The 22,231-nt window shown below is 66.3% G+C and carries 21 protein-coding genes; 9 read left to right on the top strand and 12 right to left on the bottom strand.

All coding sequences use genetic code 11. The features are described 5' to 3' along the window. Window positions 1-214 precede the first annotated feature (214 nt). The 6 genes from pgsA (at window position 215) to HLH29_RS16490 (ending at window position 5,491) form a co-directional block, all read left to right on the top strand. Window positions 215-811, top strand: a complete 597-nt coding sequence (pgsA, locus tag HLH29_RS16515) for a CDP-diacylglycerol--glycerol-3-phosphate 3-phosphatidyltransferase (RefSeq protein ID WP_182968477.1) — start codon at window positions 215-217, stop codon at window positions 809-811. Between the two features lie 89 nt (window positions 812-900). Next, entirely contained in the window at window positions 901-1,434 is a 534-nt protein-coding gene (locus tag HLH29_RS16510) for a hypothetical protein (protein WP_246374341.1), read from the top strand. A 57-nt stretch (window positions 1,435-1,491) separates the two neighbouring features. Then, window positions 1,492-1,752 carry a MoaD/ThiS family protein gene (locus tag HLH29_RS16505; RefSeq protein WP_182968490.1) on the top strand — a complete coding sequence of 87 codons (261 nt, stop codon included), beginning with the start codon at window positions 1,492-1,494 and terminating at the stop codon, window positions 1,750-1,752. A 3-nt stretch (window positions 1,753-1,755) separates the two neighbouring features. Continuing rightward, window positions 1,756-2,226 carry a molybdenum cofactor biosynthesis protein MoaE gene (locus HLH29_RS16500; protein WP_182968475.1) on the top strand — a complete coding sequence of 157 codons (471 nt, stop codon included), beginning with the start codon at window positions 1,756-1,758 and terminating at the stop codon, window positions 2,224-2,226. Between the two features lie 231 nt (window positions 2,227-2,457). Further along, window positions 2,458-4,392 carry a ribonucleoside-diphosphate reductase subunit alpha gene (locus tag HLH29_RS16495; protein WP_182968474.1) on the top strand — a complete coding sequence of 645 codons (1,935 nt, stop codon included), beginning with the start codon at window positions 2,458-2,460 and terminating at the stop codon, window positions 4,390-4,392. A 70-nt stretch (window positions 4,393-4,462) separates the two neighbouring features. Then, entirely contained in the window at window positions 4,463-5,491 is a 1,029-nt protein-coding gene (locus HLH29_RS16490; RefSeq protein WP_182968473.1) for a ribonucleotide-diphosphate reductase subunit beta, read from the top strand. A gap of 40 nt (window positions 5,492-5,531) precedes the next feature. Here HLH29_RS16490 and HLH29_RS16485 read toward each other — a convergent pair whose 3' ends face one another. Beyond that, window positions 5,532-5,933, bottom strand: coding sequence for a VOC family protein (locus tag HLH29_RS16485; RefSeq protein ID WP_182968472.1), 402 nt, complete (start codon window positions 5,931-5,933; stop codon window positions 5,532-5,534). Window positions 5,934-6,049: 116 nt separating this feature from the next. Next, window positions 6,050-6,880: a tRNA1(Val) (adenine(37)-N6)-methyltransferase gene (locus HLH29_RS16480; RefSeq protein WP_246374340.1), complete on the bottom strand. Its 831-nt coding sequence runs from the start codon at window positions 6,878-6,880 to the stop codon at window positions 6,050-6,052. Between the two features lie 58 nt (window positions 6,881-6,938). Between HLH29_RS16480 and HLH29_RS16475 the strand changes: the two genes are divergently transcribed. Further along, entirely contained in the window at window positions 6,939-8,015 is a 1,077-nt protein-coding gene (locus tag HLH29_RS16475) for a polyprenyl synthetase family protein (RefSeq protein ID WP_246374339.1), read from the top strand. A 142-nt stretch (window positions 8,016-8,157) separates the two neighbouring features. Here HLH29_RS16475 and HLH29_RS16470 read toward each other — a convergent pair whose 3' ends face one another. Next, window positions 8,158-8,976 carry a glutamate racemase gene (locus tag HLH29_RS16470; protein WP_182968471.1) on the bottom strand — a complete coding sequence of 273 codons (819 nt, stop codon included), beginning with the start codon at window positions 8,974-8,976 and terminating at the stop codon, window positions 8,158-8,160. 10 nt (window positions 8,977-8,986) lie between these two features. Beyond that, window positions 8,987-9,745 (bottom strand): orotate phosphoribosyltransferase, encoded by a 759-nt coding sequence (locus HLH29_RS16465; RefSeq protein WP_182968470.1) that lies wholly within the window; start codon window positions 9,743-9,745, stop codon window positions 8,987-8,989. A 233-nt stretch (window positions 9,746-9,978) separates the two neighbouring features. On the opposite strand from HLH29_RS16465, the gene HLH29_RS16460 reads away from it, so the two are divergent. Continuing rightward, complete coding sequence (locus HLH29_RS16460) at window positions 9,979-10,218, top strand: hypothetical protein (protein WP_182968469.1); 240 nt, start codon at window positions 9,979-9,981, stop codon at window positions 10,216-10,218. A gap of 159 nt (window positions 10,219-10,377) precedes the next feature. Here the strand turns inward: HLH29_RS16460 and gltA are convergent, their stop codons facing one another. The 5 genes from gltA to HLH29_RS16435 form a co-directional block, all read right to left on the bottom strand. Continuing rightward, complete coding sequence (gltA, locus tag HLH29_RS16455; protein ID WP_182968468.1) at window positions 10,378-11,676, bottom strand: citrate synthase; 1,299 nt, start codon at window positions 11,674-11,676, stop codon at window positions 10,378-10,380. A gap of 188 nt (window positions 11,677-11,864) precedes the next feature. Next, window positions 11,865-12,422 (bottom strand): SixA phosphatase family protein, encoded by a 558-nt coding sequence (locus HLH29_RS16450; protein ID WP_182968467.1) that lies wholly within the window; start codon window positions 12,420-12,422, stop codon window positions 11,865-11,867. Further along, window positions 12,422-12,712: a chorismate mutase gene (locus HLH29_RS16445; protein ID WP_182968487.1), complete on the bottom strand. Its 291-nt coding sequence runs from the start codon at window positions 12,710-12,712 to the stop codon at window positions 12,422-12,424. Before HLH29_RS16445 ends, HLH29_RS16450 begins: the two co-directional genes overlap by 1 nt. A 97-nt stretch (window positions 12,713-12,809) precedes the next feature. Further along, window positions 12,810-13,523 carry a metallophosphoesterase gene (locus HLH29_RS16440; RefSeq protein WP_182968486.1) on the bottom strand — a complete coding sequence of 238 codons (714 nt, stop codon included), beginning with the start codon at window positions 13,521-13,523 and terminating at the stop codon, window positions 12,810-12,812. Window positions 13,524-13,765: 242 nt separating this feature from the next. Further along, a complete protein-coding gene (locus tag HLH29_RS16435) occupies window positions 13,766-14,077 on the bottom strand; it encodes a hypothetical protein (RefSeq protein WP_182968466.1) in 312 nt (103 codons plus the stop codon). A 170-nt stretch (window positions 14,078-14,247) separates the two neighbouring features. On the opposite strand from HLH29_RS16435, the gene HLH29_RS16430 reads away from it, so the two are divergent. After that, on the top strand, window positions 14,248-15,768 hold the full coding sequence (locus HLH29_RS16430; protein ID WP_182968465.1) for an acetyl-CoA hydrolase/transferase family protein: 1,521 nt from the start codon (window positions 14,248-14,250) through the stop codon (window positions 15,766-15,768). 275 nt (window positions 15,769-16,043) lie between these two features. Here HLH29_RS16430 and HLH29_RS16425 read toward each other — a convergent pair whose 3' ends face one another. The 3 genes from HLH29_RS16425 to panS form a co-directional block, all read right to left on the bottom strand. Beyond that, on the bottom strand, window positions 16,044-20,582 hold the full coding sequence (locus HLH29_RS16425; protein WP_182968464.1) for an AAA family ATPase: 4,539 nt from the start codon (window positions 20,580-20,582) through the stop codon (window positions 16,044-16,046). A 16-nt stretch (window positions 20,583-20,598) separates the two neighbouring features. Beyond that, window positions 20,599-21,219 carry a thioredoxin domain-containing protein gene (locus tag HLH29_RS16420; protein WP_182968463.1) on the bottom strand — a complete coding sequence of 207 codons (621 nt, stop codon included), beginning with the start codon at window positions 21,217-21,219 and terminating at the stop codon, window positions 20,599-20,601. Window positions 21,220-21,292: 73 nt separating this feature from the next. Next, entirely contained in the window at window positions 21,293-22,231 is a 939-nt protein-coding gene (panS, locus tag HLH29_RS16415; RefSeq protein WP_182968462.1) for a ketopantoate/pantoate/pantothenate transporter PanS, read from the bottom strand.

The raw sequence follows: 22,231 nt of genomic DNA, 5'->3' as shown, positions 1-22,231 counted from the left end.
CTGGCGGCGATCCAGCGCGCGTTTCTTGCGCTTCGGTGCTCATGGCCATCAAGGCCACTCCGCTCCGATGCTCGGCAACACACGCCGGGCGCGGCCCTGCGGGCCGCTCTCGCTCGCCAGCCCACATTTTCGGTCAGGCTCTGAGCGATTTCTTCATCAGACCGGCGTGAAGTACCGTTCCTGTTCGCCGTGTCTTGCTGTACGGTGCCTCCCGATGTTGACCGACCTGCCCAATATCCTGACCCTGTCGCGGATTGGGGCGATTCCCGTCCTGGTCGCCCTTGTGGCGATGGGCAGCGCGATGACCGATTTCGCGGCGTGCCTGCTGTTTATCGCGGCCGCGATCACCGACTATCTGGACGGGCGGCTGGCGCGCGCGCGCCAGCAATATTCGGAGCTCGGGCGGATGCTCGACCCGATCGCCGACAAGCTGCTGGTCGGTGCGTCGCTGATGATGCTGGCCGGCACCGGCCATCTGCCGTTCGGCGGACTGTATCCCGCCATCATCATCCTGGCGCGGGAAATCCTGATCAGCGGGATGCGCGAATTCCTGGCCTCGACACGAGTCAGCCTGCCGGTGACGCGGCTGGCGAAGTGGAAAACCGGCATCCAGATGACGGCGATCGGCTTCCTGCTGGCGGGGGACGGGACGGGACGGCTGCTGCATATGCCATGGCTGCCGGTCGGCCTGATCGGGTCGATCCTGCTGTGGATCGCGGCGGTGCTGACGGTCGTGACCGGGTGGGGATATCTGGTGACCGCCATGCGGCATATCAGCCGGCATGATGGTGCGTCGAAAATCGCGTCCTGATTGTATCATCATATTTCATGCCACTTGTGGTTGTGGAGACGAATGGGCAGACTTCCAGTCGCTGGCGGAACAGGGCGCGGCGGAGGGGAATGATGATGCGCAGGGCGGCGGTGCTTTCACTGCTGGTATTGCAGACGGGCTGTGCCGGTTTCGGCAAGCTGATGGCCGATGATGCAACGTTTCCAGGGGCCAACCCGAACCTGCCGGCGGGGGATGCGGAGAATCTGCGCCGCGCCCGGGGGGAAGAAGTGGCTGAACGGCCGATCCTGCCCCAGGGCGGCAATATGTGGCCCGGCCCGCCCGCGCCGTTGCCGACCCTGGGCGATGCGACGCGCGAACATCATGGAGCGGATGACGGGCTGCCCGCCGATGCGGCGACCGGCCCGGTCCTTCCTGAAGGCGGCACGCTGAGCGCGGGCGAGCAGGCCGAGATCCATGGTGGTGTGCAGGATTTCTCGGGGCGAGGGGCAAGCCCTTCGACTGGGCATGAGGATGCCGCGCCGGCCCGGCCTGGCCAGACGGCCTCGACCATCGTCATTCCCAACGGCGACGGCACCAGTACCGTCATCACCCCGGACGGGACCGTGAAGACGGTGCGGGACACGCCGGGCGTTTCCCGATAGGACAGGCGGGCGAATGGGCCGCAAGGCGGTGTGGCGATGACAGGAGAGGCAGCGCGTATGGTGGAAATCCTGTATTTCGCCTGGCTTCGGGATCGGCTGGGCCGGTCGGGGGAGACGCTTCTATTGTCCGGGGACGAGGCGCCTTCGGTCCGTGACATCATGGATGGGTTGCGTCGGCGCGGCGCGGCCTATGAAGAGATATTCGGTGAAGGGGCCGGGCCGATCCGCTGCGCCGTCAATCAGGAATTCGCGGCCCTCGATTCGCCGGTGCGCGCCGGGGATGAACTGGCCTTCTTCCCGCCCGTGACGGGGGGATAGCCGATGCAGGTCGATATCCGGATCCAGGAAGAGACGTTCTCGGTGGATGCCGAGATCGCGCGGCTGGCCGGAGCGGGACTTGATGTCGGCGGAATCGGCCTCTTCATGGGGTTGGTGCGGGGCGATGCGGGGCTGGCGGCACTGGCTCTGGAACATTATCCGGGCATGACCGAATCGATGATCGGGCGAATCGTGGCGCAGGCCGGCACCCGATTCGATCTGCTGGCCTGCACCGTGATCCATCGCGTCGGGCGGCTGCCCGTCGGGGCGCCGATCGTGCTGGTATTGTGCGCGGCGGCGCATCGCGGGGCCGCGCTGGACGCGACGGGATTCGTGATCGACTGGCTGAAGACGCAGGCTCCCTTCTGGAAACGCGAGGAATATCCGAGCGGGGAGGCGAAATGGGTCGCGGCGCGGGAAAGCGACGAGGCCGCCGCCGCCCGGTGGGACGCAGGCGGGCCGGCGGAAGCGTGACGGTTTCGACCGCCAGTTACCGTGTGGCGCCGATGCCGGAAGGCGAAGAAAAAAAACTTTTTGCTTGACGCGGAAAGTCCTCACCTCGACCCGAAACGGGCCCTTGCCGTCCCTTCATCTTCATATATCTAGTGCATTCTTGGTTGCCCTGACGCGATATGTAGCGTCATAATGCTGCCCTGGACACTAGGCATAGACGCCGTGTCCCGGCGATTTTCACGGAGATGATGGATGAGCCTGGATGACGTATCCGGAACTGTGTCTGATCGTCCGGCCGAGGAGCGTGGCCTGTTTCAGGACCACGAATCCGGCCAGACGCCCGACATGTTCGATGATGTCGTCCAACTGCCCGGTCATCATCCGGTGCGGGTCAACCGGTCGCGCGATGCGCTGCTGACGCCATTCGGCAAGGCGACACTGGATAATCGCTACCTGCTGGACGGCGAGAGCTACCAGGACCTGTTCGGGCGGGTGGCATCCTATTACGGCGCCGATCCGGGGCATGCGCAGCGGCTGTACGACTATATCTCGCGCCATTGGTTCATGCCGGCCACCCCCGTGCTGTCCAATGGCGGGACGACGCGCGGCCTGCCGATCTCCTGCTTCCTGAACGAAGCGAATGACAGCCTGCGCGGCATCGTCGATCTGTGGAACGAGAATGTCTGGCTGGCCAGCAAGGGCGGCGGCATCGGCTCCTACTGGGGCAATCTGCGCTCGATCGGCGAGAATGTCGGCCGCAACGGCAAGACCTCGGGCGTGATCCCCTTCATTCGCGTGATGGACAGTCTGACGCTGGCGATCAGCCAGGGGTCGCTCCGCCGGGGTTCCGCCGCCGTCTACCTGCCGGTCTGGCATCCCGAGATCGAGGAATTCATTGAAATCCGCCGCCCGACCGGTGGTGACCCGAATCGCAAGGCGCTGAACCTGCATCACGGGGTGCTGGTCTCGGACGCTTTCATGCGCGCCGTGGCCGAGGACGCGGAATGGGCGCTGCTGTCGCCCAAGGATGGCGCGCATATTCGCCACGTGTCCGCACGGTCGCTGTGGATTCGCATCCTGACGGCGCGGATGGAGCAGGGCGAGCCCTACATCATCTATTCCGACCATGTGAACAACGCGCGGCCCGAGCACCACAAGCTGGCAGGGCTGGAGGTCAAGACCTCGAACCTGTGCGCCGAGATCACGCTGCCGACCGGCATCGACCATCACGGCCAGGAACGGACGGCCGTCTGCTGCCTGTCCTCGCTGAACCTGGAAACCTGGGAAGAGTGGAAGGACGACCCGCAATTCATCGAGGACGTGATGCTGTTCCTCGACAATGTGTTGCAGGATTTCATCGACCGGGCGCCCGACGACATGGCGCGCGCGAAATACGCGGCCTCGCGCGAGCGGTCGGTCGGACTGGGGGTGATGGGCTTCCATTCCTTCCTGCAGGCCAACAACGTGCCGTTCGAAAGCGTGATCGCGAAGGTCTGGAACAAGCGGGTTTTCAAGCATATTCGCGAGAAGGCCGACGCGGCGTCGCGCAAGCTGGCGGAACTGCGCGGGGCGTGCCCGGACGCGGCGGAATATGGCGTGATGGAGCGTTTTTCGAACAAGCTGGCGATCGCGCCGACGGCGTCGATTTCCATCATCGCGGGCAATTCCAGCCCCGGGATCGAGCCGATCGCCGCGAACGTCTTCCTGCAGAAGACGCTGTCCGGCTCGTTCACCGTGCGCAACCGGCACCTGACCAAGTTGCTGATCGACAAGGGGCAGAACACGGACGAGGTCTGGTCGTCGATCACCCTGAGCCAGGGTAGCGTCCAGCATCTGGATTTCCTGACCCAGCAGGAGAAGGACGTCTTCAAGACCGCCTTCGAACTGGATCAGCGCTGGGTGGTGGAGCATGCGGCCGACCGCGCCGGCTTTATCTGCCAGGCGCAGTCCATCAACCTGTTCCTGCCGGCGAACGTGCATAAGCGCGACCTGCACCAGATCCATTATCTGGCGTGGAAGCGGGGCGTGAAGTCGCTGTACTATTGCCGTTCGCTGTCGATCCAGCGGGCGGACACCGTCAGCAACGTCCTGGACAAGAGCGACGTCCTGGTGCCCGAGCCGGCACCGGCCGCGTCGGCCACGCCGACGTCATCCACCAATTACGACGAGTGCCTGGCCTGCCAGTAACCCGATAAGGCGGCGCGAGCCGCCTATCGCCTACGACCGGTTGCCGCATTGCTGTCGCGGAGAAGACGACATGACCGAACGCCTCAACGCGCCCCAGCCCGAGGGCGAAACCCATTTCGACCTGCTGACGGCCAATCCGGTCTACAAGCCATTTCGCTATCCGTGGGCGTATGACGCGTGGCTGACGCAGCAGCGCGTGCACTGGCTGCCGGAAGAAGTGCCGCTGGCCGACGATGTGAAGGACTGGCACCGCACCCTGACGGAGAGTGAGCGGCATCTGGTCACCCAGATCTTCCGCTTCTTCACGCAGTCGGACGTGGAGGTGAACAATTGCTACATGAAGCATTACAGCCGGGTGTTCAAACCGACTGAAGTGCTGATGATGCTGTCCGCCTTCTCGAATATCGAGACGATTCATATCGCCGCCTATAGTCATCTGCTCGATACGATCGGTATGCCCGAATCCGAGTATTCCGCTTTCCTTAAATATAAGGAAATGAAGGATAAATATGACTACATGCAGGGCTTCTCGGTCGACAGCAAATATGAGATCGCCCGGACGCTCGCGGCGTTCGGCGCCTTTACCGAGGGGCTTCAGCTCTTCGCGTCGTTCGCTATCCTGCTGAATTTCCCGCGCTTCAACAAGCTGAAGGGAATGGGGCAGATCGTCTCGTGGTCGGTGCGTGACGAGACCCTGCACTGCCTGTCCATGGCCCGGCTGTTTCGCACCTTCATCCATGAAAATCCGGAAATCTGGACCGAGAAGCTGCGCGAGGACATTCGTCAGGTCTGCCGCGACATTGTCGACCATGAGGATGCGTTCATCGATCTGTGCTTCGAGATGGGCCCGGTCGAGGGCCTGGATGCCGATCTGGTCAAGACCTATATCCGCTTCGTTGCCGATCGCCGCCTGAGCCTGCTGGGACTGGATGGGATGTACAATATTCCCGCCAATCCGCTGCCGTGGCTGGATGACATGCTGAACGCCGTCGAGCATACGAATTTCTTCGAAAATCGCGCGACGGAATACAGCCGGGCCTCGACCTCCGGCACCTGGGAAGAGGCGTTCGAGGAGAGCATCTTCCAGTCCGACGGCTAGCAAGGCCGGACGCGGGGAGAGGCCTCCTCGCGTCCGAATGTCAGTCCTGTTCTGCGCGGTGGCAGACGGCTTCGATGTGGTTCCCGGCCGGATCGATCAGGAAGGCCGCGTAGTAAGAGGGATGGTAATCCCCCCTTAGTCCTGGTGGTCCATTGTCTGATCCACCGTGGAGAAGCCCCTCCTTCCAGAACGCGTCGACCGCGACGCGGGTGGGGGCCTTGAAGCACCAGTGCCGGCGCGGTGCGTCACCCAGGGGCGGCCCGAGGCGGATCGAGAGATAAATCCTGTCGGGATGTCCTGAATCGCACCGCTCCCCATAGCCGATCCAGCCATTCGCATGATCGTACCCGACCTTCGGCACGCCCAGCGCCGCGAAAACAGCGTCATAGAACGGTTCGGCCATGGCCAGGTTCGACACTGTGATCGAAACATGATCGAGCATGGTGACCTGCATAGGGGTGAGGCGGGCTACCGGGAGCCTTGTACTGGGACATTACAATATCCCTGAACGGATAAAGGTCTTTTTGCTTCTTTTTCTTCAGAAAAAGAAGACGCCAGTCACGACGAGATGCCATCCAGCGGCGCCCCGTCGCGCAGGATGGCCTCGGCTTCCGGCGTGAAATGGCCGTCTGCCCGATGCAGTGTCATGCCGGGCAGGAGGGCGGCGTCGCCCCGGCCGCCGACCCGTCCCTGGACCAGCACGATTCGGGCCGGGCGCCCGGCCTTGGGCCAGAAGGGGATCAGCCGGATCGACCCGATACCATGCGCACGCATGGCCGCGATTGCCGTGTCGAGCGAGGCGGCGGGCAAAGCGAGGGTCAACGTGCCGTGATGGCGCACCTGTCGCCCCAGGCTGCGGACCCAGACATTCAGCATGTCGCTCGTCCCGACACGCCGCGCGATGTCGCGGCGCGGATCGGGTGACGCGCTGGCGTCAGCGCGATGCCAGGGCGGGTTGGCGAAGGCGTGGTCGAACCCGCCACCCTGCGCGGGGCATTCGGGCAGGGGGGGCAGGTCGGGCAATGTCGCGCAGAGCGCGCGCAACCGATCGAAACCGTTCTCGTTGAAATTGGCCTGGGCCAGCATGGCGGTGCGGGCATCGCGCTCCACGCCCACGCCGGTCGTGCCGGCCACGCGCCAGGCCAGGCACATCAGCCCGGCACCCGCCCCGCATCCGCCTTCCAGGATGCGCTGGCCGGGGCGGGCAGGGATGGAGGCCGCCATCAGGACGGGCTCCAGTCCGGTTCGGTAGCCATGGCGAAACTGCCGGTAGCGGAGCCGGCCATCCAGCAGCGTTCCGTGGCTCAGGGCTTCGATGGATGCGTCGTCCGCAGGACATGCCAGATCCGGCGTCGGCTCATGTATGATGTCCTTCGGCTTGACCGTCATTCTCACGCCGCTCATATGTTCTACAGACCAATCCAACGGAGCCGGGGAGTTTAACCTTTTGGGCGTTACAGTCACCCTGCCGGAATCCGAGAAAACGGCAACCGCGAAGCATTCCGGCCCCGGCGCCTCGGCGCAGGAGGGGGCGGAAGCTGCCCTGAGCGCGTTGTCGAGCTATCTGGCCGAAGACATGGCCGCGTGCAATCGCGCGATCATCGAGCGGATGGACAGCCCCGTTGCCCTGATTCCCCAGCTGGCGGCCCATCTGGTGGCGGCCGGCGGCAAGCGGTTGCGCCCGTTGCTGACGCTGGCATCGGCGCGTCTGTGCGACTATCCGGCCGGCCCGGACCATCAGCGCCATGTTGCGCTGGCCGCGTGCGTGGAGTTCATCCACACTGCGACGCTGCTGCATGACGACGTGGTGGATGAAAGTCAGCTCCGGCGCGGGCTGGCCAGCGCCAATGCCGTGTTCGGCAACAAGGCGTCGGTGCTGGTCGGCGATTTCCTGTTCGCCCGGTCGTTCCAGTTGATGACGGATGATGGCTCGCTGAAGGTGATGGCCATCCTGTCTTCGGCTTCGGCTACGATCGCCGAGGGCGAGGTTCTGCAGATGTCGACGCAGAACGACCTGTCCACCTCGGTCGACCAGTATCTGACGGTCATTCACGGCAAGACGGCCGCCCTGTTCGCCGCCGCCTGTCGCGTGGGTGCGGTGGTGGCCAAACGGCCGGATGCCGAGGAACTGGCGCTGGAAGCCTTCGGCACCAATCTGGGCATGGCGTTCCAGCTGGTCGATGACGCGCTGGATTACGCGGCGGACCAGGCCGTGCTGGGCAAGACCGTGGGCGACGATTTCCGCGAGGGCAAGATCACGCTCCCGGTGCTGGCAGCCTATGCCGCCGGCAGCGAGGAAGATCGCCAGTTCTGGCGGCGGGTCATCGAGGAGAGCGAACAGGCGCCCGAGGATCTCGATCATGCCCTGGCCCTGATCGCCCAGACCGACGCCATCGGCGTCACACTGGATCGTGCTGCCGCCTATGCCCGTGCGGCGCGTGAGGCGCTGGATATCTTCCCCGATACCCGTCTGCGGCGCCTGCTGCAGGATACGGCATCCTACACCGTCAGCCGCGCCCGCTAGGGCCTGAGTGGAACGGCGCGCTGCGGTGGTGGTCCGGCGCGCGTTTCCCGGGCTCAGGGGCACGGTCATAGAGGGCGGGCTGCTCAGCTATTTCGTCTCATCGGATTGCACGCGATAATGGCGTCCAGGCAGGCGCGATCGGTCAGATCGCGGCCTGTTCCTGGGCGAACAGGGCTGGCGACCCATAGCCCAGCGCGGCCATGGCGGTCGTCATGCGCGCGGGTTCCGCCGGCATGGCGGTGAAGAAGGCCAGGTCGGGGCGAGAAGTGCCCTCGGGCCGAGGCGGGAGCGCCCCCAGCACCGTTGCGGTCCGGCGCGCCACCGCATCCGCCGGGTCCAGCCAGATCATCCCCGGGGGCGAGCTCGCGCGGAAGGCGTCCATCAGGAACGTGTAATGGGTGCAGCCGATGCCGACCACGTCGATCCGGTCGCCGCCGGGCTGCCCGAACAGGGCAGCCAGTTCCTGCTGGACGATATCGGCCGGGATCGGATGGCCGCGAAAGGCGCGTTCCGCCAGATCGGCGAGTCCCCGGGCACCATATGCCAGCAGGGTGCAATCGGGGGCGTAGCGCTGTTGCAGGTCGCGCAGATAGGGCCGCCTGACGGTCGCCCGTGTGGCCAACAGCCCGATTGTGCGGCTCTGGCTTAACGCGGCTGCCCATTTGATGGGGGGAACGCAGCCGACAAAGGGAATGTCATAGCGTTCCCGCAGCGCGCCCAGCGCCAGCGTGCTGGCGGTATTGCAGGCGATGACGATCAGATCGGGCGCGAGGCGGGCAATGGCCTCTCCCATCAGGGTGACCATGCGATCGATCAGCGCGGCATCGTCCTGCTCGCCGTACGGATAGATCGCCGTGTCGGCCAGGTAATCGACCGGTATGCCGGGGAGTCGGGCGCGAAGCGCCCGAACGATCCCGAAGCCGCCGATCCCCGAATCGAACGCGAGAATCCGCTGCGTCATGGCAATGGGATCAGCCCTGGCCCTGTGCGCTCTTGAAGGCCAGGGTCTCTTCCAGGCTGGAGACGCCGCCATGCCGGCCGGACCAGCCGCACGGGTCCTCAAGGAAGCGCCGGACCTCGGACGCGTCCTTCTCCGAGAAATAGGGCTGCCCGGCGCAGGCTTCCAGCACATCCCACCAGGTGCACAGCGCGTGCAGCGAGATGTTCATGTCCGCCAGCGTCCGCAGCGATCCGGGGAAGACGCCATAGAAGAAGACGACGAACGTATGGTCGACAATCGCCCCCGCATCGCGCAGGGCACGCGCGAATCGGATCTTGGACGAGCCGTCGGTCGTCAGGTCCTCGACCAGCAGCGTCCGCATGCCCTCGGGCACGTCGCCCTCGATCTGGGCGTTGCGGCCGAAACCCTTGGGCTTCTTGCGGACATAGGCCATGGGGGCCATCATCCGGTCGGCGATCCAGGCGGCGAAGGGGATGCCCGCGGTCTCGCCGCCCACGACGGCGTCGATGCTTTCATAGCCGATATGCCGGCCGATCTTCTCCACGCCCAGCTCGACGATCTTGGCCCGGGCACGAGGGAAGAAAATGATGCGCCGGCAGTCGATATAGACAGGCGATTTCCAGCCCGATGTCAGCGTGTAGGGGTCTTCGGGACGGAAATTGACCGCCTTGATTTCCAGCAGCAGCTTGGCGGTGGTCAGCGCGGCGTCGCGGTCCCAGGCGGATGAGCCTGACGAGACGCCCGTGCCGTACCCTGTCGAATCGTTCATCTGGTGTGTCTTTCCGGTCCGATATCGTAGGAAAACGAGGTGGAAGAGCCTTAGCGGGATCGATCGGGAAAATCTATCGCGCGGTAGACATCATGCCATCCGAATCCCATCTGTAACGCGCCAGGCGAGGGGTTGGATCGCGTGTGGCCGAAGGGCGGTTTCTCTTGCCGGAGGCGGATATACTCGCTAATATAACTGTAATTGCAAATCGTTCGCAATAAGGATTTAAAACCGTGGCGCCAGAAAACGGCCGGATCACACGAAACTGCGAACGGGCGGTGGTTACCGCGTACCGGGAATTGCGGGAAGTCGGGACGGGCGATGTTTCGGCGTTCCATGCCTGCACCACCCTGTATCGCATCCATCATCCCGAAGCGTCGCTGAACGAAGCCCGGCGCCTGGTTTCCGAATGGATCGACCATCATGTGGTGCGCGCGGACAAGGGGCCGACGGCAGGGTGCGACTGTCCCTGATTGGCTCCCACGCTGAGAATGGGCAATAAAAAAGCCCGGCGGCCCATTGGCCGACGGGCTTTTTTATGAAACGGACGGACGTCTCTTCCCGATCCTGACAAGCTTGCGCGAGTCTTCCGATCTGTCCGGGTGCAATCCTGGACAGATCGGCTTCAAGCCTCAGCCGCGCTTGGCGAGCGGCACGAAGTCGCGCTCCGGCGAGCCGGTGTAGAGCTGGCGCGGGCGGCTGATGCGCTGGCCGGGCTCTTCGATCATTTCCTTCCACTGGCTGATCCAGCCTGTGGTGCGGGCGAGGGCGAACAGCACGGTGAACATGCTGGTCGGGATGCCCATCGCCTTCAGGATGATGCCCGAATAGAAATCGACGTTCGGATACAGGCTGCGCTTGACGAAATATTCGTCGTGGATCGCGATCTTCTCCAGATCCACCGCCAGGTCCAGCAGCGGATCGTCCTTGATCCCCAGTTCGCCCAGGACTTCGTGGCAGGTCGCCTGCATGATCTTCGCCCGCGGGTCGAAGTTCTTGTAGACGCGATGGCCGAAGCCCATCAGCCGCACGCCGCTGTTCTTGTCCTTCACCTGGGCGATGAACTCGGGGATGTTTTCCTTGCTGCCGATCTTGGCCAGCATCTTCAGCACGGCTTCGTTCGCACCACCATGGGCGGGTCCCCACAGGGCGGCGATGCCCGCGGCGACGCAGGCGAACGGATTGGCGCCCGTCGAGCCGGCCATGCGCACCGTCGAGGTCGATGCGTTCTGCTCGTGGTCCGCATGCAGGATCAGGATGCGATCCATCGCCCGCGCCAGGATCGGATTGACCTTGTACGGCTCCGACGGATGCGCGAACATCATCGACAGGAAGTTTTCCGCGTAGGTCAGGTCGTTGCGCGGATAAATGAAGGCCTCGCCCTGCGTGTATTTATACGCCCAGGCCGCGATCGTCGGCAGCTTGGCGATCAGGCGCACCGCCGAAAGGTTGCGGCTGGCCGCGTTCGAGATATCGTTGGCGTCGCTGTAGAAGGCCGACAGCGCGCCGACCGTGCCACACAGGATCGCCATCGGATGCGCATCACGACGGAACCCGTTGAAGAAATTGCGGATCTGTTCGTGCAGCAGCGTGTGCGACTTCAGGGTCTCGACGAAACTGTCATGCTCCGTGCTGGTCGGCAGTTCGCCGTTCAGCAGCAGGTAGGCGACCTCGGTGAACGTGGCCTGCTCGGCCAGTTGCGCGATCGGATAGCCACGGTGCAGCAGGACACCCTTGTCGCCGTCGATGAAGGTGATCTTGCTGGTGCAGGACGCCGTCTCGCCATAGCCGGGATCGAACGTAAAAACGCCCAGATCGGCGGTGATCTTGCGAATGTCCAGCACGTCGGGGCCCAGCGTTCCGGAATGGACCGGCAGACTGGCTGTTTTGCCTTCTAGCGAGACGGTGGCCACTTTTCCTGACTCGGTCATCAAACTCTCCTCTTGGTCGTTCGCCGCCGTGCGAGCGGCCATTCTCATCCCCAACCTGCGGACACCTGTCCTCTGCGTGACAGTTTGCGACGTATTGGTCCGGCGCCATGTCCCGATGCAGGCATGCGCCGAGATAAGGACGAAACGGCTAGCGTGGCAACTCTGCGTGCGAGGGGGCGCTTACCCCCTCAATTGCATAGCGCACGGCTCAGAACGGCCTGTTTGCGTGCCAGGGCATGCCAGGGGCCATGCACCGTGAAACAGGCCAGGGAGGCGACAGGAAAGCCCCGGATCAGGATGCTCTTGTCCGGGTCGTCGATGGCATGCCCTGCCAGATCCATCACCAGTTGGTACAGATCCGGATTGTGACCTATCACAATGATATTGTTAAAGTTTTCTGGCGTCTCCTGAAGGACTTCCAGAATGCTCTCGCTGCCGCATTCATACAGCCTTCCGTCCTGGCGCACCTGCGGCACGGCGGTGGTGGAAAACGGCCCGAATGCGGCATAGGTTTCGCCCGAACGCATCGCCGGGCTGATCAGGACCAGCTCCGGGATGAACCCGATCTCGCGCAGTTGTGTTCCGCGTTCGTGCGCCTGGCGGCGTCCGGCGGGGGTCAGGGGGCGCCCGAGGTCGCTGGACGGGCTGGGGTCGCCATACGGTCCGGGAAAGGCTTCCGCGTGGCGCATCAGCACCAGCGTCCGCGTGGGGGCGGCCGGGGCCGCGGGATCTGACGCCGCAGCCATCAGACGGCGCCGGGCGCGGCGGATTTGCGCGCGATGGCTTCGTGGTGGCGGATGACCTCCTTGATGATGAAGGCCAGGAACTTCTCGGCGAAGTCCGGGTCCAGCCGCGCCGCTTCGGCCAGTTCGCGCAGCCGCGCGACCTGCTGGGCCTCGCGGGTCGGGTCGGCGGGGGGCATGTTGTGGCGCGCCTTCAGTTCGCCCACGGCCTGGGTGTGGCGGAAACGTTCGGCCAGCATGTAGATCAGCGCGGCATCGATATTGTCGATGCTCTGGCGAAGCCCCAGCAGCATCTCCTGGGCGCCTGGCGCCTTGATCGTCTGGTCGATGGCCACGGTATCGTTCACGTCAACATGCTCCTCTCTGTCGATCGTGACGTTATACCGTGTTTCAGTCCTCGGCGGGCAGATCGATCCATGCCAGATGGCCGCCTTTTCCGGCTCCGGTGTCGGTAAAGACCGATCGCCCCCCCGCGCGGCCGGCCCGCACCCAGGGTCGGCCGTCGGTCGAGCGGCGATCGTGCCCGCAATAGACGGTATAGCCGGGCGGAATATGATCGACCCAGTTCAGCCTGCGTTCCGGATAGCCGTCCTTGCGCGTGCGGCCCGTGGTTTCGCCGAACAGCGCGCGCGACAGCAGGGGCGTGACCTCCCCCAGGCCCGGCGGTGGAGGTTCGTCGAGCATCCGCGAATGGAAGCCGCCATGCACGAAGATCCGCCGTCCCAGCACGATCCACGGGGGCGCGTGCGCGATGTCCTGCACCGCCCGGTGACAGACATCGTCGTTTTCGGGCGCCTGAAACTGACGGACGGTCTCGTTCAGCGCGGCGTCGAACCGCAGCTTGTGGCCGGCCAGTGCGCGCGCCAGCTTGCGGTCGTGGTTTCCCAGGATGAACAGGCCGCGTCCATCGTCGAGCAGGCGCTGCATCAGCCGGAAGGTACCGACGCTGTTCGGGCCATGGTCCACCAGATCGCCGAGCTGGATGATGAATCGTTCGGTCGCCACCGCGTGTTCGAAGGCCCGCAGATCGCCATGCACGTCGCCGACCACCCGAATCGGGCGCCCGGCGATCAGCGCTTCCAGCGCCCGCAGGTCGCGCCACATCTCGGTCCCCCCCACCGGCAGGGAGGCCGACGCAGGGAGGTGGGGCAGTTTCCAGACGGTGTCGTCGGTGGACGGATTGCGATTCAGTGGCATGTCAGTGGTATGGGGCTTCGGTCTGGGTGAAGGGGACGATAGGCCTTTCGTTGGATATGGGGTGACGGTACCGGTTTTGCCATCTGTCCGCCGTCGAGGCCCCAGAGCATATGGCCGGCGCATGAACAGCGCATGGCTGCCAGTCGATTTTATTCGGACGGTGCCAGCCAGCCGGGGTAGCGGTCGGCGATCCTGATGATGAGCCGGTCCACGCCGCGACGGAGCAGCGCCACGTCTTCGGCCAGCAGGATCAGCCCGAGCGGCAGCATCCACACCCCCAGGATCGGCAGAAAGGACAGCAATCCCCCAACGATCAGCAGGAAACTCGCCAGTATTCGCGCCGGGCGGCGGGATGGAACGCGCAGCCAGTCGATCGCCCTGCGCAGGCGCCCCGGCATGCGCGTCAGCACCAGTTTCACCAGCCGCTCATGTTCATCTTTCGGGTCGCTCACGATACACATGGTCGGGGATAACACTCTTTTGTTGTGACGGGTCTGCCAGGAAAGAGAACAGATGGCGTGTCGGGCTGGCCTGGCTCCGATACGCTGTTCCGTCCCTGTGGCAGGATCAGGGCGGCCCTGGCCCGCGCAGCACAAGACCAAGATAACGAAAAGACACGAGGAAAGGTTCCATGATCGATCATAGCCGAATCCGGAACGCCGCCTTCCGGGCAAAAGTGACCACCGCCGAGGAGGCAGCCAAGCATATCCGTCCGGGCAGCATGGTCGGCATGAGCGGCTTTACCGGGTCGGGTTATCCGAAAGCCGTTCCGCAGGCGCTGGCCAACATCATCGAGGCGGAGACGGGGAAGGGGAACGATTTCCGCATCCGTCTGTTCACCGGCGCGTCCACCGGGCCGGAACTGGACGGTGCGCTGGCCAAGGTGAACGGCATCTCGTTCCGCATGCCTTACAATTCGGACCCGATCCTGCGCGGCCGCATCAACAGCGGCGAGACCGAATATCTCGACATGCATCTGAGCCACGTGGCCCCGATGACCTGGCAGGGCTTCTTCGGCGAGATGGATACGGCCGTCATCGAAGCCGTTGCGATCCGCGAGGACGGCACCATCGTCCCGTCCTCGTCGGTGGGCAACAACAAGACCTGGGTCGAGTCCGCGCGCCAGGTGATCATCGAGGTCAATAGCTGGCAGCACTCGGCCCTGGAGGGCATGCATGACATCTGGTACGGCGCCGCCCTGCCGCCGGAGCGTGTCGCCATTCCCCTGCTGCGCCCCGACGACCGGATCGGCCAGGCCACGCTGAAGATCGACCCCTCGAAGGTCGTCGCGGTGGTCGAAACCCATGCGCCGGACCGCAACGCGCCCTTCTCGCCGCCCGATGCGTCGGCCAAGGCCATCGCCGGCCATCTGATGGAGTTCTTCCGTCATGAGGTGTCGAAGGGCCGCCTGCCGCAGTCGCTGCTGCCGCTGCAGTCTGGCGTCGGCAACGTCGCCAACGCGGTGATGAGCGGGCTGGAAGAAGGGCCGTTCGAGGACCTGACCGCCTTCACCGAAGTGATTCAGGACGGCATGCTGGGCATGCTGGAATCCGGCAAGATGCGCGTCGCCTCGGCCACCGCCTTCTCGCTGAGCCCAGAGGCCGCGGAATCGCTGAATGCCCGCATGGCCGAGTTCCGGTCCAAGATCATCCTGCGCCCGCAGGATATCAGCAACCATCCCGAGCTGATCCGCCGCCTGGGCTGTATCGCGATGAACGGGCTGATCGAATCCGACATCTACGGCAACGTCAATTCCACCCAGGTCATGGGGTCGCGCGTCCAGAACGGCATCGGCGGTTCGGGCGATTTCGCACGCAACGCCTACATCTCGGTCTTCATGACGCCGTCGACCGCCAAGGGCGGCAAGATTTCGGCCATCGTGCCGATGGCGTCGCATGTCGATCACATCACCCAGGACTCGCAGGTGCTGGTGACCGAACAGGGCCTGGCCGACCTGCGCGGCCTGTCGCCCAAGCAGCGGGCCGAGACCATCATCCGCAACTGCGCGCATCCGGACTATCGCCCGCTGCTGCAGGATTACTACAAGCGCGCGCGCGAAGGCTCGTTCGGCCAGCAATCCCCGCATCTGCTCAAGGAATCGCTGTCCTGGCACCAGCGCTTCATCGACACCGGCACGATGCTGCCGGGCTGACATGCCGTCAGGCTGCGTCCCCGGGTTATCCCGGAGACGCAGCGTTTGCAGGCAGCCTGTTGCCGCCTGAGACACGGAACGCTGATCGTTCGATAGATGTTTGTTTATAAAAAATATTGTCTATTCGAGTGACGCTCCGTCATCGAATTGTCCCGTCGTGGAATTACGGCGCGTGACGCAGGGCGCTGAGGGCTACTTAAGAATGCGGCGTGATGAACCTTCTTCATCACGTCGCATGCTATTCCTCTGTTTTTAAAAAACTTCGCGCGTCTGTTTCAATGGGCCGCTTCGGCCCGTGGCTGCCCAACCATGCTCGCCGCATGGTCGAGATCGACCGACAGCACCCGGCTGACGCCGCGTTCCTGCATCGTCACGCCATAGAGCCGGTCCATGTGCGCCATGGTCAGCTGGTGGTGGGTCACGACCAGGAAACGCGTACCGGCTTCCGCCACCATGTCGGCCAGCAGGGCGCAGAAGCGCCCGACATTGGCGTCGTCCAGCGGCGCGTCCACTTCGTCCAGTACGCAGATCGGCGCTGGATTGCAGCGGAAGACCGCGAAGATCAGCGACAGGGCGGTCAGGGCCTGTTCGCCGCCCGAGAGCAGCGACAGGGTGGCCAGTTTCTTGCCCGGCGGCTGGGCATAGATCTCCAGCCCCGCCTGCAACGGGTCGTCATTGCCCACCATGCCCAGATGCGCCCGGCCGCCATTGAACATACGGGCGAACAGAGACTGGAAATGCCTGTCGACCTCGGTGAACACCGCCAGCAGGCGCTCGCGCCCCTCGCGGTTCAGCGCGCCGATCGAGCCGCGCAGCCGCGCGATGGCCGAATCCAGCTCTTCCTTTTCCCGCTGGATGGTCGTGATCCGCGTCTCGGCCTCGTCGGCTTCCAGTTCGGCCCGCAGATTGACCGGCCCCATCTCCTCGCGTTCGCGAATCAGGCGCGCGATCTTGCGGCGCAGGCTGGTCTCCGCCGCTTCGGTCAGGTCGGGCGGGACGATGCCCGGCGGTTCCGGTGTTTCGGCCAGCAATTGGGCCAGGATGGCTTCGGCCTGTTCGTGCCGGCCCTCGGCGCGCAGGACGGCTTCGCGCCCTGCCGCCAGGGCGGCCTCGGCATCGCGCCGGGCTGTCTGGGCGCGCACCAGCGCGTCTTCGGCTTCGGCCAGCTTGCGGGCCGCCTCGGCATGGCTGGTTTCGGCCTTGTCCATCGCCTCGCGGGCGGTCTCGCGGCTGCGAATCACCTCGTCGGGCATCGACGCCAGCCGGGCATGCTCCGACTTTGTGGCGTCCAGGCGCGCCGCAGCACCCTGCAATTCGGTGGTGGCGGCGGCCTGGCGACCGGTCCAGTCGGCCAGGGCGGCAACGACGCCGGTCAGGCGGGCCTGGATGGTCTGCTCCTCGCCGGCCAGGGTCGCGCGGCGCTGGCGGGCTTCGTCCTCAGCCTGGCGGGCGAGGGCCAGAGCCTCGCGTGCCTCGTGGACCAGGGTCGCGATCGCCTCCTGGTCCGGCAGCGCCTGATGCTCCGCCTTCACGCGGGCCAGCAGGTCTGCCGCGTCGTCCCGCTCCTGATGCAGGGCCTCCAGGCGCGGCGCCTGGGCGTCCAGCACGCTGCGGGTCTCGATCAGCGTGGCCTGCTGGGCTGCATGGGCGGCCTGGGCCTGCTCCAGCGCCCGTTCCGCGTCCTGCTGGGCCTGCCGCGCCGTCTCCTGGGCCGTCGCAGCATCGCGGGCGCGGGCTTCGGCGGTCGCCAGGGCGGAATCGGTGTCGGCGCCCGGGGGCAGGGCGGCGAGGGTCGCCTCGGCTTCCTGCCGGCCGGTTTCGGCCTGTTCGGCCTCGCGGGCGATGCGCTGCAACTCCGGGATGATCGTCGCCAGGCGGGATTCGGCCTCGCCATGGCGGGCGGTGGTGGCCTCATCCTCACGCCTTGCGGCTTCCAGCGCGGTTTCGGCGCGCTTGCGGGCCTCCCGGGCGGTGGTTTCGGCCGTCTGCGCCGCCTGTTCCTGCTGACGGGCGGCCTCGTGGCGCTGGGCCAGCTGAGTGGCGTCCGGCAGGTCCGCTGCCGCCTGCCGGGCTGCGCTCAGCGCGGCTTCGGCTTCCGCCAGCGTCTGCGTCGCCTGATCATGCTGGGGCTGGACAGTCTCCAGCCGGGCGCGGGCAGTGGCGTCCAGCCGGCTGATCTCGGCTTCGTCGGTGCGGGCCTGACGCAGCGTGGCCTCGATCGCCGCGCGGGCGGCGCGGGCGGTTCCGACGGATTCAGCCGCCATGGCCCGTGCCTGCTCGGCGGCCGCCAGAGCGGCTTCGGCGATCGGCAGGTCGGCCAGACGGGCCTGGCGTGCGGCCTCGGTCTCGCGCAGGTGGTTGCGCTGCTGTAGCAGCAGTGCCGCCCGGCTGGGCTGGCCGGCCGCCACGCGATATCCATCCCAGCGCCACAGGGCGCCGTCTCGCCCCACCAGGCTCTGGCCAGGTAGAAGTGCCGCCTGCAAGGCCGCGCCGTCGGCACCGTCATCCAGCAGGCCGATCGCCGCCAGGGCACGGGCCAGGGCGGCCGGGGCGCTGACCAGCGTGGCCAGGGCGACGGTACCCGTGCCAGGCAGCGGGGCCGCGTCGAGGGATGGCAGGGCGTGCCACAGGCGCGGTGCGTCCTGCGTGACGGACGCATCCAGACCGTCGGTCAGGGCGGCGGCCAGGGCGGCCTCCAGCCCGTCGGGCACCGTGATGTCGTCGACGACCGGGCGGAAATCCGTCTCCTCCTGTCCGGTCTTCAGCGCCTGGGTCAGGCCCTCCGCCTGCGCGGCCAGGCGGGAGAGATCGGCCTTGAGGTCGCTCAGCCGCTGCGTCGCGGCGTCGCGGTCGGTGGCGGCGGTGGCCAGCGCAGCCTCCGCGCCTTCCAATGCATTACCGGCCTCGGCCAACTGGCGTTCGGCGTCCTCGCGGGCCGTGCGGGCGGCGGCCAACCGTTCCGGGGCGATGGCAGTGGCCTGGGCGCGGGCCAGATCCTCGGCCAGGGTACGCAGTCGTGCGACGGCGCGCTGGTGGGCCGTGTCCGCCGATTGCAGGGCGGCATTGGTCGTGGTGCGCCGATTCGTGCCTTCCTGCAGGCGCGCATAAGCGTCGATTCGTGCGGCGGAAGCGGCCTGACGGTCCAGTTCCGCCCGTTCCAGCGCGGCGCGGGCGGTATCGAGGGTGGATTGTGCATCGGCCAGGCCGGCACGCAGCGCGTCGCGGCGTTCGGCGGCGACCAGTTGCGCGTGCGCCTCGTCATGCCGGCGCTGCAAGCCCTGCTGTTCGGCGCGCAACCCGGCGGCACGCTCGGTGGCCTGCGCCAGGGCCCGGCGCGCCTCGTCATGGCGCCGCCTTGCCTCGTCGGCCTGGCCGCGCGCCAGGCTGGCCGCCAGCGTGGCGTCGGACTGTTCCTGCGCCGCCCGTTCCAGCGCGGCACGGGACTCCGCAAGGCGCGTGATCGCGGCCGCCAGTTCGGCGGCCTGGGCCTCCAGTGCCGAAGAGGCGGGCAGGGTGGCCCGCAGGCCTTCCAGTTGGGCGGCCAGAGCAGCATGCTGGGCTTCGAGGCGCGCGTGCCGGGCCTGGGCATCCGTCAGGGCGGCCGCGACCTGGGTGGCGCGGGCCTGCGCGGCCGTGGCCTCGGTGCTGGCCTGTTCCAGCGCCTGCTCACGGATCTGCACCATTCCGGCGGCATCGGTCTGGGCCTGGGCGGCCCGGGCCATGTCGTCCGGCAGCGCGGACAGGCGCGCGGACAGGCCGGCCTGCTCAGCTTGCAGGCGGGCGACGTTCTCGCCTGCGTCGGTCTCGCGGGCCAGGGCTGCCTGATGGTCGCTTTCGGCCTGGCGCAGCCGTTCGGTCGCGGCCTGCGCGGCCTCGGTCGCGCGCTGTTCCTCGCGCGCCATGCCTTCGGCCAGGATCTTCTGGCGTTCCAGCAGCGTGCGGCTTTCGTCGGTGCGCGCGCGCAGCGCGGGCAGGTCGCGATTGGCCTCGAATTCCGCGATCACGCTGGTCTCGGCCGCCTCTTCGGCCTGGGTCAGGGCCTGCCGGGTCTGGCGGGCTGTCTGGCCGGCCCGCTCCACCGCCAGCCGTGCCCTTGCGTGCAGCAGGGCCAGGAGCGTGGTCTCGGACTCGCGCAGGGCCGTGGAAATCTCGCGATAGCGCCTGGCCTGCTGCGACTGGTCGCGCAGATTGCCCAGATGGCCTTCCAACTGGATGCGCAGATCGTCGGCGCGCGCCAGATTGGCCTCGGTGGCGCGCAGCTTCAATTCGGCCTCATGCCGCCTGGCATGCAGGCCGGTGATGCCGGCGGCTTCCTCCAGGATGCTGCGCCGTTCCTCGGGGCGGGCATTCACCAGCGCCGAGACGCGCCCCTGGCTGACCATGGCCGACGAGCGTGCGCCCGAGGCGAGGTCGGCGAACAGGGTCTGCACATCGCGGGCGCGGATCTGCTTGCCGTTGACGCGGTAATCGCTGCCCGCGCCGCGCTCGGCGCGCCTTGTGATCTGCAATTCGTCCTGATCGTGCAGCGGGGGGGCGGCGATCCCTTCCGTGCCTTCCAGTGTCAGCGTCACCTCGGCCAGGTTGCGCGCCGGGCGGGCGGTGGTCCCCGCGAAGATCAGATCGTCCATCTCGCCGCCGCGCAGGGAGCGGGCGGAGCTTTCACCCATCGCCCAGCGCAGGGCCTCGACCACATTGGACTTGCCGCAGCCATTCGGCCCGACGATCCCGGTCAGGCCGGGCAGGATATCGACCGAAACCGGGTCGGCGAAGCTCTTGAAACCGCCGATACGCAGACGGACAAAACGGGCAGCCATAGGAGCAGGGACCGAATCAGCTCAGCGAGGCCACTTTTTTGGCGAAATCCTCGTAATTCATCTCCTGACCCACCTGCTCCTTGTCGTTGAAGCGGAAAGTCGGCGTGCCTTCGATCTTGTACTGGGCCTGGGCGCGGTTTTCCTCGTCCATGATGGCCTGGCGCAGCGTGTCGTCTGCCAGCGTGCGCTGGAACAGGTCGGCGGGCATGCCGGCCAGTGCCGCCATCTTCTGCAATTCGTCCTGCGGGTTGACCTCGCGGTTGAAGGCCCAGCGATCCTGGCTGGCCAGCAGCGACAGCACGAAGGGCTCGTAGCGCTCCGGCGGCAGGGTACGGGCGATCATCGCCGCCGCCAGCGCGATCTGGTCCAGCGGAAAATCGCGGAAGATGTAATAGACCTTGCCGGTGTCGATCAGCTTGCTGCGGATCTCGGGGAAGACCTCGGCCGCGAATCGCGCGCAATGGGTGCAGGTCAGCGAGAACCATTCCTCGACATGGACCTTGGCCGCCGGATTGCCGGCCGCGCGCGGGGCCATGCGCGGGTCGGCGGCGGCCCGCGCGGCGCGGACGGACAGGGCCTGTCCGAACAGGAGGGCGGGGGTCGCGGTCGCGATCAGGGCGCGGCGGGTAACGGGCATGACTGAACGGTCTCCGACAGGCTGAAACGGGCGAATGGTAAAGCGGGGACAGAGCCCGCAAAGCGGGCAGGCGTCAAGATGTCCGCGACGGGGCGATTGAAGGCGCGGGTACCGGCCGGGTCGACCACCAAGCCGACAGGGCCGAGCCCGAGATATTGTGCCAGATCGAGAACAATGCCCCCGGCAGGGCTGCCAGCGGGCCGAAATAGAGCCGCCCCAGCGTGGCGGCGAGCCCGGAATTCTGCATCCCGACCTCGATCGCCAGCGTCCGGCAGGCGCTTTCTTCCAGCCCCAGCAGCCTGCCGCCCCAATAGCCCCCCAGCAGGCCGATCCCGTTATGCAAGACCACGCCCAGCAGGACCAGCGGGCCCGCCGCCCCCAGCGATGGCCGGACCGAGGCGACGATGGCCCCAATGATCGTCATGATGGCGATCATGGCCACCAGCGGCAGGACCGGTTCCACCCGGCGCACCAGGCGCGGCGCCAGCATGTTGACCGCCAGTCCCGCGGCCACCGGCAGGGCGACCAGCATCACGATGCTGCGCAGCAGGGCCAGCACGTCGACCTGCACGTCCGCCGCCACGTACAGCCGCGTCAGCAGCGGCGTAGCGACGATACCGACCAGGGTAGAGAGCGTGCTGATGCTGACCGACAATGCCACGTCGCCCCGCGCCAGATAGATCATGACGTTCGACGCCGTGCCGCTGGACACGCTGCCGACCAGGATCATGCCCACCCGCAGGGCCGGCGGCATGCCCAGCAGCCGCCCGATCAGCCAGGCCGCCAGCGGCATGATCGCGTAATGCAGCACGATGCCCGCCACGACCGGGGCCGGCCGGCGGGCGACGCGGCGGAAATCTCCCACCGTCAGCGTCACGCCCATCGTGAACATCACCAGCGCCAGCAGCGGCGTGATGGCCGGCGTCAGGACCATGAAGGCTCCCGGCCGGCCGATGGCGGCGGCCGAGACCAGGATGGCCCACAGCGGGAAGAGGCGGGTCAGGACGGACAA

This window comes from Gluconacetobacter tumulicola, from assembly GCF_014174215.1.
GTDB classification, from domain to species: Bacteria; Pseudomonadota; Alphaproteobacteria; order Acetobacterales; family Acetobacteraceae; genus Gluconacetobacter; species Gluconacetobacter tumulicola.
The sequence above is the reverse complement of the archived record's forward strand: the minus strand, read 5'-3'. Positions and strand labels throughout refer to the sequence as shown.